This window comes from Atlanticothrix silvestris CENA357 (assembly GCF_016056295.1).
GTDB lineage: Bacteria > Cyanobacteriota > Cyanobacteriia > Cyanobacteriales > Nostocaceae > Atlanticothrix > Atlanticothrix silvestris.
In genome coordinates, this window is the sequence record NZ_JAECZB010000036.1 from 28,492 (window position 1) to 43,226 (window position 14,735).

Annotated in this window: 13 protein-coding genes; 4 read left to right on the forward strand and 9 right to left on the reverse strand. The window is 38.9% G+C overall.

Going from position 1 to position 14,735, the window contains the following annotated elements; translation table 11 throughout:
• Window positions 1-21 precede the first annotated feature (21 nt).
• The 3 genes from I8751_RS14555 to I8751_RS14565 form a co-directional block, all read right to left on the reverse strand.
• Entirely contained in the window at window positions 22-381 is a 360-nt protein-coding gene (locus I8751_RS14555; RefSeq protein ID WP_214439871.1) for a VOC family protein, read from the reverse strand.
• A 336-nt stretch (window positions 382-717) separates the two neighbouring features.
• On the reverse strand, window positions 718-1,413 hold the full coding sequence (locus I8751_RS14560) for a class I SAM-dependent methyltransferase (protein WP_214439872.1): 696 nt from the start codon (window positions 1,411-1,413) through the stop codon (window positions 718-720).
• Window positions 1,414-1,631: 218 nt separating this feature from the next.
• Window positions 1,632-2,729 (reverse strand): iron-containing redox enzyme family protein, encoded by a 1,098-nt coding sequence (locus I8751_RS14565; protein WP_214439873.1) that lies wholly within the window; start codon window positions 2,727-2,729, stop codon window positions 1,632-1,634.
• A gap of 376 nt (window positions 2,730-3,105) precedes the next feature.
• Here I8751_RS14565 and I8751_RS14570 point away from each other — a divergent pair, with 376 nt between their 5' ends.
• The gene (locus I8751_RS14570; protein ID WP_214439874.1) at window positions 3,106-3,555 is read left to right on the forward strand and encodes a hypothetical protein; all 450 of its coding nucleotides are present in this window, start codon (window positions 3,106-3,108) and stop codon (window positions 3,553-3,555) included.
• Between the two features lie 190 nt (window positions 3,556-3,745).
• Window positions 3,746-5,554 (forward strand): aspartate kinase, encoded by a 1,809-nt coding sequence (locus I8751_RS14575; protein ID WP_214439883.1) that lies wholly within the window; start codon window positions 3,746-3,748, stop codon window positions 5,552-5,554.
• Between the two features lie 128 nt (window positions 5,555-5,682).
• Here the strand turns inward: I8751_RS14575 and I8751_RS14580 are convergent, their stop codons facing one another.
• Window positions 5,683-6,543 (reverse strand): type 2 periplasmic-binding domain-containing protein, encoded by an 861-nt coding sequence (locus I8751_RS14580; protein WP_214439875.1) that lies wholly within the window; start codon window positions 6,541-6,543, stop codon window positions 5,683-5,685.
• 216 nt (window positions 6,544-6,759) lie between these two features.
• On the opposite strand from I8751_RS14580, the gene I8751_RS14585 reads away from it, so the two are divergent.
• Entirely contained in the window at window positions 6,760-8,766 is a 2,007-nt protein-coding gene (locus I8751_RS14585) for a serine/threonine-protein kinase (protein ID WP_214439876.1), read from the forward strand.
• 123 nt (window positions 8,767-8,889) lie between these two features.
• Here I8751_RS14585 and I8751_RS14590 read toward each other — a convergent pair whose 3' ends face one another.
• Window positions 8,890-9,678 carry a Uma2 family endonuclease gene (locus I8751_RS14590; RefSeq protein ID WP_214439877.1) on the reverse strand — a complete coding sequence of 263 codons (789 nt, stop codon included), beginning with the start codon at window positions 9,676-9,678 and terminating at the stop codon, window positions 8,890-8,892.
• A 255-nt stretch (window positions 9,679-9,933) separates the two neighbouring features.
• On the opposite strand from I8751_RS14590, the gene I8751_RS14595 reads away from it, so the two are divergent.
• Complete coding sequence (locus I8751_RS14595) at window positions 9,934-11,334, forward strand: site-specific integrase (RefSeq protein WP_214439878.1); 1,401 nt, start codon at window positions 9,934-9,936, stop codon at window positions 11,332-11,334.
• A gap of 358 nt (window positions 11,335-11,692) precedes the next feature.
• Here the strand turns inward: I8751_RS14595 and I8751_RS14600 are convergent, their stop codons facing one another.
• From I8751_RS14600 to I8751_RS14615, 4 genes are all read right to left on the reverse strand, one after another.
• Window positions 11,693-12,073 carry a hypothetical protein gene (locus I8751_RS14600; protein WP_214439879.1) on the reverse strand — a complete coding sequence of 127 codons (381 nt, stop codon included), beginning with the start codon at window positions 12,071-12,073 and terminating at the stop codon, window positions 11,693-11,695.
• Between the two features lie 377 nt (window positions 12,074-12,450).
• A complete protein-coding gene (locus I8751_RS14605; protein ID WP_214439880.1) occupies window positions 12,451-12,888 on the reverse strand; it encodes a hypothetical protein in 438 nt (145 codons plus the stop codon).
• Entirely contained in the window at window positions 12,866-13,066 is a 201-nt protein-coding gene (locus I8751_RS14610; protein WP_214439881.1) for a hypothetical protein, read from the reverse strand. The genes I8751_RS14605 and I8751_RS14610 overlap by 23 nt, the downstream gene beginning before the upstream one ends.
• Window positions 13,050-14,618, reverse strand: a complete 1,569-nt coding sequence (locus I8751_RS14615; RefSeq protein WP_214439882.1) for a hypothetical protein — start codon at window positions 14,616-14,618, stop codon at window positions 13,050-13,052. The genes I8751_RS14610 and I8751_RS14615 overlap by 17 nt, the downstream gene beginning before the upstream one ends.
• Window positions 14,619-14,735 lie beyond the last annotated feature (117 nt).

Sequence of the window (14,735 nt, forward strand, 5' to 3'; positions counted from 1 at the left end):
CTGCCTCCCCTGCTTCCTTCACTACTGCTGACTCAACTCGATAATATTTCCATCAGGGTCTTGGGTGAAGAGGGCGGCGCGACCAGAGGCGCTGGCTTGAATGGGATAATTTTGATTGAGCAACTCCTGTTTAGCGGTGTCCAAATCTGCAACAGAAAAAGCGATGTGCGGATTACGTCCCCATTTTTCGTTGGGGTTTTCAGTAGGGACAGTTGACGCAACTATGAGGTGGATTTGATAATTGCCGACTTGATACCATGCACCTAGGTACTTCAAGGAGCGATCTATTTTGGATAATCCCAAAATTTCGCCATAAAAGTGTTCAGAACGTTCTAAATCTGTAACTAGAATGGCTGTATGAAGACTTTGGGTAATCTGCATTTTTGGTTAGGTGCGATGAGATTTATTGAGATTCAGCAGTGATTTCATTGATTGCGATCGCCTTTAGCGCCCAGCGCCTGATGACCGATACCGAGTATGATAAGCTAAAACCAAGCCAGGAAGGGCTAATGCTAGATCAAATGTTACCGAAGAGGCCGAGGGTAAGGGGCAGGGGGAGCAAGCCCGATATGCATCCGCACTTTTGCCAAAGACGATGAAATAATTAATCTTCTTGGTTCGATTTTTCATTATATACATCGTGAGGTGTAGGGGCACGGCAGTGCCGTGCCCCTACGGGTGTACTTTACCTAAACGAGAACCGTTATATGTATTTTTTTACAAATTCATCATTACCTGAGCTAATTCATTAGATAAATTTATCTCGGATTCTTCGCGCTTTCTAAATAGAACACCAGCTAAAAAATAATAATCACCCGAATAAAATGCCATTTTCTTCTCTCGTAAGCTTTTTATGTAATTTTTAACTTTTGGTTCTGAACTATAGTATCCAAATTTCAAAGGTAAAATCATGAAATTTTGGACAACATAGTTATTTTCTTGGGCTTTGTTAAGGGTACTTAGAGGATTAGAAAAGCTAGATACTAAAACTAATACATTTCTATAATCTAGTGTCAAAAGTTCGTTGGTAATAGTAGCTCCATCTGTACCACCAAATAATAACGGCATATAAATATCTGAATCTGGCGCAGGAAGATAAGGCGGATTGGCTACAAGATATTCGGCTTCGGGTTTAGAAGACTCAAATAAACATGAATTAGAGATTATGTATTTCTGAGCGAGATTATATTCATCAATTGTAGAATTGGCAGCTTTCCATGCAGAGGGATTTAATTCAAATCCATGTACTACGGCATCAAATTTATTTCTTAGTAATGAATTAATGATGGGGCTGCCATCTCCTGAGCCAAACTCAACAATCGATTCAGAATTTTTGCAATTTCTGAAAACAAAAGTTTCTAAGCAAGTTGAGTAGAAGTTAGATTCTTCAGGGCAAAAAAAGATATTTTTCATGTGATTGCACTTCCAAGATACTGTATAATTTAAGTTAGTTCTTACTTACATCAAAGCAATAAAAAAACTTTCCTTTAGCAAGCAATTTGTTACCAAAGAAAGTGTTCTAAATGCTAATTAGCATCTAGATAAGGTTAGATATGATCAATTAAAAATTTCAAAAAACTTGTTATTTTTAATTGCTAATTTGGCGAATTTATGATCTGAGAAAAAGTAGTTTATTCGGCTTTGCGTATTGATTGCACAACAGCTTTAGCGGCGCGATCGCCCATTAGTTTTTCCTGGTCGTAACCCAGCACCAATTCCCAAGCATCATCGGGATATTGTTCTGCTAAAGGCAAAGCCACATCTTCCAACATCCACTGTCCGTGACGTTCATCTTCTTTGATGTGTAATTCCCAATAACCCATAGCTGCTGCTGACAATCCCAGGCGTTGCGCTGCTGCCAAATAATTTCTGTAAGCTCCAGGCCCAGCTACTTCAAAATAAGTTAGACCGCCGTTATAACGCAAGAAATAGCGTTTGCGCTCAGTCAGCAAAAAGTTATGATTAGCACAAGCTAGAACTTCCCACGGCACTAAATCAAAATATCCCTCTGGTTGGGTATTCATCCCAAACTCAGTCAGCATTTGGGCAAAAAATGTAGAATGCTTGCGAGATAAGCGACCATTGCCATACTCTTCTAGTAATACCCGCACGAGGGTACACTGCACTTCATTAGCAGCACCGCCTAAAATCCGGGCAAGACGGCTACCTTCTACTAAACCATCAAAGGAAGAAATTGCGAGCAAGTGACGATAACCAGCTTCAGTCATCTGTTCACGAATATATTTGCTATCCTCTGATAGTGGTGGATCTAAATCGTTGGAACTGCGCTCAATTAAAACTTGTTTTACATCCAATTGTTGTAGTGCTGTCACATCAATTTGCGCCAGTTCCCAGTCTTGCCAAGCAGCTTCAATTTGGTTACGGCATGAGCATAAATAAAGCGATCGCTCATTATTGTAATGCCGCAAATCATCATACCAAAAGAGCTTTAGTCGATTAATTCGATAAAGTATCCGCTGAAGAAATTGGTGAGCAAGTCTATCACCACAGTCATTTTGATAAGCAGCACGAATCGCTATCGAGAGTATGCGCTCAAACTCATTAACTTTCGCAGCTTCTACATCAAGAATATTATCCAAATCTTCCGTAGCCAGCAGTTCTATGAATTGCTGCTCAGCGCGGTCATACTTGGTAACTGTTCTTTCTTCTGTTTTCGTACTTTTTTCTACAACCCCAGCGTTAGGGAACATAACTAAATTGCTTTGCATGGAATATTAGATTGCTTACCAAGGTGTCAAACTAATTTCACCTCTAATACTTAGAGTTCCACACTTATAGCTTTGTGTACCTCTTTCCTTGGTTATAAAGAAACATTCAGTCTGGAAGAAGAATATAGAATCAGAAAATTTAATTGTCTGTTAATTGTATTGAAGACTTAATCCAATAGGAGTGAAAAGATACCTCTCTGATGTCATCGCCCTTGATTTTGAAATAAAAACGGGATAATGATATCAAGTCAAAAACTGCTTTTTACCATATTGGTAATTCCATCTTTTGATTTATTTAAACCATAAAAGATGCAGAAGAAGAGATGGGAGGAATAAAGTTTATTTTGTAGTTACAGCTAAAAAACGAGAATAAATTATGGATGCACAATTAAGCAGTACTGAAATTAACACCGTGCGTGAATTATTGCAAGATTACACCCCTGCACAGCACGCATTAGATCACCTGGAAAGGCACAACGGCAAATTTGATACGTCGTTTAATGATCTGTGGGTAGAGGCACATGGCGCAATGGTAATGCCAGAGGAAAAATCTCTTTGGCAGACAACGTTGAAGGTATTGCGTCAAGAACTGTGTGGCGACGATGGCTTTCGTGGTCAACTCAAAGAATACACTAAAAATCAAGGAAGTGCGCCCTTGTTGACAGGATTGATTGTCTCTCTTGTAGGCGTAGCGACAGCGCATGGCTTACCGATTGATCCGGCGATCGCTACTGTTATTGTTTTGTATATCCTCAAAATCGGACTCAATATATTTTGTGAGTATACCGAACCACCGACAGATGATTTAGCAACTGGGCCCGCTTAACCACGGATTTGCTGAGACAGTACGAATTAGACACGGTACAAAAAAAGTCATCAACAAAATGTGAATTTCAGTTTTTTGTGGTGACTGATTCTGATAACTTAGTAAATTAATGTAGCTGGTAATGCTTGCACAGTTTCCTGACCCGGCGGAAGCGTTGATCAAAGCAGGCACAATTGATTTAACAAAAGTTATGGCGCTCATAGTTCAGAAATACGGTGGTACATCTGTCGGTTCAGTCGAACGTATACAAGCTGTTGCACAGCGTGTTTATAAAACTTTTAAAGCAGGCAACTCTGTAGTTGTAGTGGTTTCCGCAATGGGTAAAACCACTGATGGACTAGTCAAACTAGCCAATGAAATCTCGACCAATCCTAACCGCCGGGAAATGGATATGTTGCTTTCTACTGGAGAGCAAGTCACTATTGCTTTACTCAGCATGGCATTGCAAGAACTAGGACAGCCGGCAATTTCCATGACTGGCGCTCAAGTAGGAATTGTTACCGAAGCTGAACACACCCGCGCCCGGATTTTACATATTGAAACCGATCGCCTGAGTCGCCACATCAATCAAGGTAAAGTAGTCGTTGTGGCTGGGTTTCAAGGTATATCTAGCGCTGGAGAAATGGAAATTACCACCTTGGGGCGTGGTGGTTCCGATACTTCAGCAGTAGCTTTGGCAGCCGCATTGCGGGCGAATTTTTGTGAAATTTATACAGATGTACCAGGAATATTAACTACAGACCCGCGCTTGGTTCCCGAAGCTCAGTTGATGGATGAAATCACCTGCAATGAAATGCTGGAACTGGCAAGCTTGGGTGCAAAAGTGCTGCATCCTCGTGCTGTGGAAATTGCTCGTAACTATGGCGTTCCCTTAGTCGTGAGATCTAGCTGGACTGATGCCCCTGGAACTTGGGTAATATCACCTCAGCCCCAAGGGCGATCGCTCATAAATTTAGAAATTGCCCGTCCTGTAGATCATGTAGAATTTGACACTGATCAAGCAAAAGTTGCTCTATTGCGCGTACCCGATAAACCAGGAGTAGCAGCTAGGTTATTTGGAGAAATAGCTAGGCAACAGGTAGACGTGGATTTGATTATCCAGTCAATTCACGAAGGTAACAGTAACGATATTGCCTTTACTGTAACCACACCCATATTAAAGCGGGCAGAAGCAGTTGCCGCAGCGATCGCCCCAGCTTTGAGAAATCAATCCCACCCGAAACTTGAAGAAGCCGAGGTGATGGTAGAGCAAAATATCGCCAAAATCAGCATTGCGGGTGCAGGAATGATTGGCCGTCCTGGGGTTGCAGCCAAAATGTTTGCTACCTTAGCAGCCGCAAAGGTGAACATCCAGATGATTTCTACCAGTGAAGTGAAAGTAAGTTGCGTAGTCGATGCGACAGAATGCGATCGCGCCGTTGCTGCACTTTGTACCGCTTTTGAGATCGAAGTACGGGAGAGTCTATGCACCAACTCCCCTCTGCCTAATACTCCCCTTGTTCGTGGTGTCGCTTTAGATATCAACCAAGCACGTCTTGCTATTCGCCAAGTACCAGATCGTCCAGGAATGGCGGCAAGATTGTTTGGACTGTTGGCACAAAACAACATCAGCGTTGACATGATTATCCAATCTCAACGCTGTCGGGTAATTGATGGTATTCCCCGGCGAGATATTGCCTTTACAGTCTGCCAAGTAGATGGGGAAAGTACCAAAGAAATGCTCACCCAAGTTGCAGCAGAATTAGGATGGGGTGAAGTTGTTTTAGATAGTGCGATTGCTAAGGTAAGTATTGTTGGTGCAGGCATGATCGGACAACCAGGAGTTGCCGCTAAAATGTTTGAAGCGCTAGCTCAACACCAAATCAATATTCAAATGATTGCGACCTCAGAAATCAAAATTAGCTGTGTCGTATCACAAGAGCAAGGCGTACAAGCTTTGCAAGCCATTCATGCTGCCTTTGATTTAGCAGGTAGTGAAAAATTTGTAGTTCCAGCTTAAAGTGAGTGCGTCCGGGTTTCCCGGCGCTCAACTTTTCAAGACAGCGAAAAGTTCTGTACCCAAAATTAATTAAAAATTATTCTTCTTAATTTTTAATTTTACATTTTTAATTTTTAATTCCAAAAAGGTCAGCCTTCCATAACAGCTACAATTTCGGAAATCCGACGTTCACCACACCAAACCAAATCAAGTTCCTTGAACTGTTTGAGACTAATGGTACTTTCCTCTTGTGCAATGCGGTGAAAGTCTGGTTCTCCCATTGCTGCTAGTAAATCTTGGAAGATAATAATTTCATCGAATTGGGGATTGGTTTGTTCGTCATTGAGGATTGCCGTAGCACGTTCTTGTGACAGTTCTTGGAGAGATTGAAAAATGAATTTTGTGGGGAAGTCCATATCTTGGAGTGCAGGATGACGTTTCACTAAACCAGCCAGTACTACTCCCAAATAAGCAGCTGCTTGAGAATTAGTTAGTGACTGCACCTTTTGGGATGCTATTTTAATTAAGTTTGTAAAAAATGCACAACCCAATTGTTTTTCGATCGCCATCATGGGATCTGGGACTAAGGAAGTTTGCACCTGTGCCTCAAACAATGCCCGATGTTCCTGTGGCAGTTGATTTAGTAATATTTGCTGAGCGCGATCGCTCATGATCATCTCACTATTTAGTCCCAAACTGAAGTCTTTACCAGGTTCTAAGCCTGCATTCACTAAAATATGAAAGACATTGTTTTGAGCTTGTTGCTGCAACTGTTGATATTTTGACTGTCCCAAAAAATGTTGCACAAACCAACAGTGGCTATCAGAATCGCATTCAACAATTACTTCGTTAATAATTACCTCAGTTAACTTTTCTTCCCCTAGAATTTTTTGCCAACGGGTCATCAAGGTCTTAATCGCATTTCCGTCGCGTCGACGTAGCGCCTCGAATAATTGACGCTTCGCATTAGCCGTTTGGTTTTTGTTTCGTCTAAATACGTTGAGTTTCAATTTACTATTTGGGGTTTCTAGGGTTTCCGATTACAATTCTTGTACCTCATCTATTAATAAAGTGTCATGAGTGGGATCACTGAAAAGTAGTCTATATGTTAAAATTTCCATCTCTTTTGATTTTTCTCTATAGAAAAGTTAGATAAAATTAATAAATACCAGTAATAACACTAATATATAATCAAATAATTTTAGTATAAAAATTTATCTAAAATCATGGATGGACAAATTCTAGATACACGTTACCAAATTCTTAAAGTCCTGAGTGTGGAGGAAGTAGTACAAACCTATTTGGCTGAAGATTCTAACCTTCCTGACCAACAATTTGTAGTGAAACAACTACATCTTGCTAAAAACCATCCCCAAGATTTAACAATTCTGCGGCGCTTATTTACAGATGAAGCAACAGCCATAGCTAAACTAGGAAAAGAACACGACCAAATCCAGAAATTAGTTGCTTATTTTGAAGAAAACGAAGAATTTTATTTAGTCCAAGAATTCATTTTTGGTAATCCTTTAACTGAAGAAGTTTTATTAGGAACTCCTCTAGAAGAAGACCAAGTAATCAATCTTCTCTCAGAGGTATTAGAAATTTTGTTATTTGTCCATAATAGTGGGGTAATTCACTTAGACATTAAACCAGCAAATATTATTCGACGAGAGTCAGATAATAAATTAGTTTTAGTAGATTTTGGTGCTGTGCAGGAAATTGTCACTACGATAGTTGGCAATCTTGAATATATACCTGTGGAACAATTGCATGGAAATCCCCAATACAACAGCGATATATACGCTTTGGGTATAGTGGCGATCGCTGCACTTATTGGTTTACCAGCCAACGAAATATCTAGACTACAAAGTCAGAAAAATGTGCTGACAGGCGAAATTGTTTGGCGTAACCATAGCACGAAAATTAACAAAAACCTCGCAAAAATTATTGACAAAATGGTACGTTTTGATTATCGTAAACGCTACCAATCTGTAACCGAAGTTTTACATGACCTCCAACAGTTAACAAATCATGAATATGAAGTAAAAAAATATAATCCTAAAAAATTATGGTTAGTAACGGCAGGTATAGCTAGTTGCATAACATTTAGTCTTGCAACTTGGTTCTTTCAGTCACCAAAATTTGTAGATAATACCCAACAATTATTTCAGGAGGGAGTTAACAAATACAACCAAGGCAATTACAAAGAGGCAGTTGACGACTTAACTCAGGTTATTAAGCTGGAACCGCAAAACTCTCTAGCCTATAATCGGCGAGGTGATGCTTTTTATCGGCTAGGAGATTATCAAAAATCTCAAACTGATTCTAGTCAAGCAATTACGCTGAATCCTCAAGATGCTAATGCTTACTATGACCGAGGATTTTCTTCTTACGAATTAGGCAAGTATAAAGAAGCGATCGCCGACTACACCCAAGCAATTAAACTCAATTCTCAAAATGCCTACGCTTACTATGGACGAGGTTTAGCCAATGCCCAACTTCAGGAACATAAAAAGGCAATTGAGGATTTTAGCAAAGCGATCGCTTTCCAACCTAAGTATACTGATGCTTATTTACAGCGAGGTATTCTCCGCCGTCGTCTCAAACTCAAACAAGCAGCAATTAAAGATTTTAATGCCATCATTGAGATTAATCCTAACGATGCCAAGGCTTATTTTCAAAGAGGTTTGACTCAATCTTTAAATCAACAAAAAGCTGCTGCGCTTAATGATTACACCAATGCAATTAACCTTAATCCTAAATATATAGAAGCTTATCTTAATCGTGGCGATATTTACAGTGAGTTAGGTAATCAAGTAGAAGCTACTATAGACTACAATACGGTTTTACAAATTAATCCTAAATTGACTACAGCTTATATTCGCCGAGGTACTCATCTGTTATCTTTTGGAGATTATCGAGGAGCAATAAAAGATTATACCCAAGCAATCAAACTAGAGCCGAACAATGCTGCGGCTTACAATAACCGTGGTAACGCCTATCTCGATATGGGTAATAAAAAAGCAGCAAATCAAGATTATACCAAGGCGATCGCAATTGATTCTAACTATGGTTTAGCCTATTATAACCGAGGCATCACTCGCGCCAAATTACGCAATAAACAAGGTGCGATCGCCGATTTTCAACAAGCTATTAAACTCTTCCGAAAAAGTGGAGAAAGAAATAGTCTTCAAGATGCACAAAGAGAACTGAACTTATTGCAAAATAGGTGAGTAAATCAAATCACGAACCCCAAGAGAAAGTGGAGAAAGAAATGGATGAAACAAATTATCAAAACGCTATGAAGCAAATTAGCAAGATTACAAATACCTCGTAGCACTTTTAATTAATCATCTTTACTCTAAATCAGGTTCTACACCCAAAGCCCGCAGTTGTTCTATCAACCGTTCTTTTTGCCGCCTTTCTTGTTCAGTGCGTTGTCTTTCTTGTTCAGTGCGTTGTCTTTCTTGTTCAGTAAGTTGTCTTTCAGCTTCTGTGGGAGTCAAAACCCAATTACCAAAGGCATCATACCAACGTAACCAAGGCTGCTGAATATTATGATAACTGCCTTGCCAAACTCCTAAACCTAACTCTATTTCTGGTATCCAAAAACGAGAATTTGATAAACTCACTTCTGCATAACGACCGCCATCTAATTTAAACATTTTAAATTCGTATTTATAGCGGTCAAAAATTGCGTAATAGGGAATCCTTAAAATCTGTTCATACACCTCCCATTTTATTGGAGGTTTTGCAGCATCTCGCAAAGTTTGTCCTAAATCTTCTCTTTCAGTTCCCGGTGAAAGTAATTCCACAATAATAAATGGACTAATTCCCTCTTGCCAAACCACATAACTCAGCCGTAAATCCTCATTTTTATATAGAGGTGAAATATCCACAGCCACAAACCAATCTGGTCTTTTGTACCATGTGGGATGATGGGGGTCATAATAAAGATTCATGTCACTAGCGGTAAATATTTTGTCGCTAGGATAACTAGGAGAGTTAAAAGTTTCGTCTAATAAACGGGGTTGTAATAAATGAAACTGATCAGGCAAGCCAGGTTCCTCTGGATCTTCACTCTTGAGATCATACATGGTGGGTAACACTTCTTCGGGAGAACGGGGTGGATCAGTTTGATACATTGGAAAGCAGTCCTTTAGAAGTTCTGACTCTATTATGAAATAATTCTTCCCTCTGCGTTCTCTGCACCTGTGTGGTTTATTAAATTTTGCCTATCCTGTTGCGAATTTTTAATTAATTGATACACTTGTTCTTCATTAGCCGTTAGCCCAGTGAACCAGCGCCTATGGTGCATGTAAAGCGCGTATAGCTATATAATGCTTATATATCAATCATCCAAGATTGAAAACCTACAATTTGAGCATTAAGTGAGCATCATGGTAAATAGCAGCAAACAACCATCTGGTAAAGCTAAAAAGGGTCAAGTAACCGTTAGACCTGACTCAGGGAGTATCAAGGCTTGTTTTCCTAGGAATTATTTTGATGAGGGTAAACAGATAAAGTTAGGGACTAATATTAGCCCCTCCAGCAATTGGGAACCCATAGCAGCTAAGTTACAGCGTAGGTTACAGATTGAACTAGAGGACGGGAAACTAGCTACCAACGATGGAATCTTTAATATAGGTAGGTATCAAGAAGTTTTAGGAGAATATGGACTAAGACCTAACTTGAGGCTGGTTAGGGAATCTTCAAGTGATGACCAACTACCACCCAAGCCTGAACTATCCCTTATGGAAATCTGGGATATGTATTGTGAGTACAAAAAAAACAGAGATTTAGCTGTTACCACATACCATCAAGAATTTAGAGGTATTTATTATCGTGCAATTAAGCAAGCGCTAGTAGTAGCAGGTGAAAATAATCCGGTAGGTATTTATAATTGGTTGTTAGAAAATAGAAATCATAAAACAGCAAAAGAAGTTTTATCACAATTGTCTAAAGCTTATAAAATAGCTATAAAACAAAAGCTAGCCTTTTTTGATCCGTATGAGGGAATGGCAGAAGATATTATAATTAACAGAAAACCTAAGACCATTAATCAACTAGATGAAGTTGAAGAAGATTATGATGATTTGGACTTAACTAAAGCGTATACATGGGATGAAATAAATTTAATTCTTGACTATGTTAAAAATTCGCCTAGAGTTAACCATTGGTTTAATTATTTGAAATTTAAAGTCTTAACAGGATGCCGTCCTGGTGAAGCATCGGGTTTGTGGTGGTGTGATATTAAATGGCAACACGAATGTATTGTAATTCAACGGAGTTACGATTACAGGCTTAAAATATTTAAACCAACAAAAAACGAAACATCTAGGCGGTTCCCAATGCCTAAAGACGGGGAGTTGTGGAACCTTTTAAAATCAATTCCCCAGGGTGAACCGAACGAAATTGTATTAAAAAGTAAAAACGGTAAACCAATTTCAGCACACATATTTAATACCGCTTGGTTAGGCAGAGAAAAAAGTCAAAAGGGAATTGTGACAGAGTTAATACAACAGGGCAAACTTGAAAAATACTTACCACCTTATAATACGCGTCATGCTTTTGTTAACCATCAAATAAATGACATAGGAATAGCACCACACATAGTAAATAGCTGGTGTGAGCATTCAGACAAAGTAAGCAAGGAACATTACAGGGAATTAGACTTAAGAACTGTTCCAGGTTATGGAGAATCGATACAGCAACAATCAGAACTCGACCTACTTAAAGAACAGTTGAGAAAACAACAGGAATTAATTGACCAGCTACTTAAAGATAGGAAGAATGACTGATAATAGGTAGCAGATGAAATCCTTAATTAATCCCCTAGTTTAATCATCCTAGGGGATTTTTTTATGCTTAGAATCACTAAAGCAGGGTAAATACCTCTATCTACCTATGTTGTAGAAAATAGTCCAAGTATCAGTCCAACTAATTAAAAATACCTCTAGATAAGGGTTCTAGAGGCTTTTTTATGCCCGGCACTAGGTAAATATTGGTATTAAAATCCATTACTCCAAGTAATGTAATCCTAGCTATATCTCTCAAACGTAAGCCCTAAGCTAGTTTCAACCTTTTAATCACTAATTAATTGCCAGTAAATAGATATAGCAATAAAAAAGGGGGTTAATTAACCCCCTAACTTAAAAGCTATTGCCTAGATAATCCGTCGATCGCTTCTTCAAGGTGTACCTTAGCGTGGTACATGGCTAACAGCTTCTCTTGGTTATACCTATCTGGGTAATTCATCCTTCTACCCTCCATAGATATCCTAATCAACGCTATCTGTTCATCAGTAGGGGTATTCATCTCATCCAAGGCTGTACCCATAACCTGTAAGTTAATGAATGACGGTACTTTCAACCCTCTACCCTCTTCTAACTGCTGGAGGGCTAATATTGGGAATGCCATTAGGGTAGTGATATAGCTGACCTTGTAACCTGAGTTTCCAGTGGGTCTTAGTCCATAGCGGTTACATAAAATTCTCAACTGTTGTATTGTCAACAGTTCTAATTCTGTCCTTGTGAACATAAAATAGAATCATCCATTTTTAAAAGTGGTATCGGTGGTGTACTAGTTTTGCGGACAGGTAACACCACCGATTTAAAACTCTATACCGACGTTAACATCGGCTTCAAGTTATATTTATATTTCTACATAAATGGGAAAGTCTAAGGGCAAGCCTGAAAATTTTGGAAATCCAGAGAGTAGAGACTTAACTGAACAATTAAACTTTAGAGTTACCAAGGAAATGAAAGAAGAGGTCAAGGCTAAAGACGATCCACCACAATTCTGTAGGGATGCTATCCAGGAAAAGCTGGATAGGGAAAAGTAACTGTATGTTGTTGAGATTAGTTCAAGTAATACTCTAACTATTACTCCAACTATTCCACAACATAGATAGACAACTAGCTACGAACTTTAAAAGTGGTCTGGGACTGTAGATAATTTTCTACTGCCTTGATATCCGAGTTAACCTTTGCTAGCTCCTCTTCCCAGCGCTTCCTATTGTGGTCAATCTTCTGGTCTAATTGCCCAATTAGAAACTGTACAGTCTCCTTCCTATTGGTGTATTCCTGTAGGTGGAGGTCTAGCTTCCTATCCAGCACCAGTACCTCAGAATGCAATCCCTTAAATTGGTCTAATGCCTTAGTGTGGGTATTCAGGTCTTCCTTTAAATCCCTGATTGAACCATTAACCTCATTAAACTTGGTAATCACTTTAATAGCTATCCCTACAAGCATCGATAAAGAAATAGCTATACCCAAAATAGTACTAGTGGATTCTAAAGTTAATGTAATCCCTGGTGGATTCCTACCAGGGTCAACCATTATTATTTTGTTCATCTTCATCCTCATCCTTCAAATAAATATCTTCTACATCTACCCATGTTTCTATCCCTAGCTGATTTCTTAGTTTAATAAATCCAGTTATCTCAGCTACTTCTAAAACCGTTCCGCTACCAGTCTTACCTAAACTAGTCTCATACTCCAAACGCTCACCAATCCTAACTCTTAGTTCCATCTGTTTTTGTGTTCTCCTGATAAATTTGTTGTTTTCTCTTTCCTAAATCAATTAACGTAATAGGTTTAATCCCAGCTAACCCAACATTAATATAAGCACTCCTAAAAGTTACGACCCCAGGTTTACCCTGTACTAGTAACTTTTCTCTTTTACCCATTATCGTTACCTTTTCAGGAATAGTTGATATTGAATCAGTTTGAGCGTTAACTGAAGCTTTTTTTAATTTGCTGTTATCAACGCTATGCCCTTGGATATCTAATACTTGTTCTACTATCCTCCTAGCTTGGGCTAATCCATCCACCCATAAAAGCATTTGATATCCTTTTTCCCAATCAGCATAGGAGTAGGGTTTATTCCCCTTAGTTACCTTAAAGGGTGGTCTAGCAAATCTCTGATGCACCTTTTCAGCTAACTGTTTAACGTAAGCATCGCTAGCAAAATCATCCTTACTTTTATTCATCAACCTCATAGAAATCTGCATAGTAATAGGCTTTTCACCTGCTACCCTATCCTTGCGTTCCTGATAAAATTTCAGCACCAACTCAGGCTTATATCTTCTTTCTGGAAATGCTTCTGGTGGTGTTCCATAAATAGTGCCTAAATCTCTCTCACCTAACACTTGATGTTGGGCTAAAGTTTGAACGATTACAGGTTTTAATAACTCAGCCTGACCACCAATAACTATTGTTTCATCTGGTAAATCTCTGTTAGGTGTAATCTCAACATACTTCTGTCCACCATTAGGGGGTAGTAACTGTTTTTCTAATACTTTATTAGCTAGGTAGGTATCAACAGAATTAGCTACGACATACCCAGCCTCCACACATGCTTCTATTGCTTCTTCTGCAAATTCCTCTACAAAATTCCTTAAAGCTTCATTGGGGATAGACTCTACTGCATTATCAAAAGCAATAGCAAAACTCCAAGGTTGGGAACCTTTTTCACCCCAACTTTTAATAGCCTTCTCAATACTTCTCCCAAACAATCTACCAATAGCAGGGCTATTACTTTTAATTAACTTCCTTACGTTTTTAAACAACCAAGCGAATGTAATCTGAACACCTAAAGAGAAAGTTTGGTTTATCAGTGTTGCAAAGTTCTGGAGAAATTCGTCAGCGGCTTCATCTACTACATTAGCTAATACATAAGCTCCCATTGGTTCGTTAATGGTCATGATTAACGCACCGGGTAATACACCACATGCTAGATACCCAAAAGCGTTACCTAGTGTCCCTCCTGCGGTTGCTGATAATGCTACAAATCGTTGTCTAATTTGTTCTTCCAACTGTGTGTCTGTAGCATTCCAATTAAAGTTCCAGATGTAATTTACTGTTTGGGTTACTATTGCCCATAACTGCTTCCAATCTAAAGCACCAATAACGTTAAATACTTCTACAACAAATCCTTTTAAAGAATTGAAACCACCTACAATAATCGAAATGATGTTACCACCTCCACTATTGCCAATAGAAGTTTCAATAGGGTTAATGGTTCTATTTGAAAATTGTTTTCTTATAGCTCTACTAGCTAAATCTCCTACTGAAATTGCCATATTATTTATCCTTAGTGACTTGTGTTTTACCTCCTACCTCCCTTATCCTTGGTCGTTCTGAATAAGGTCTATTGTATGGTTGAGTATTATTCTTGACTCCTGGAATTGTTATATATC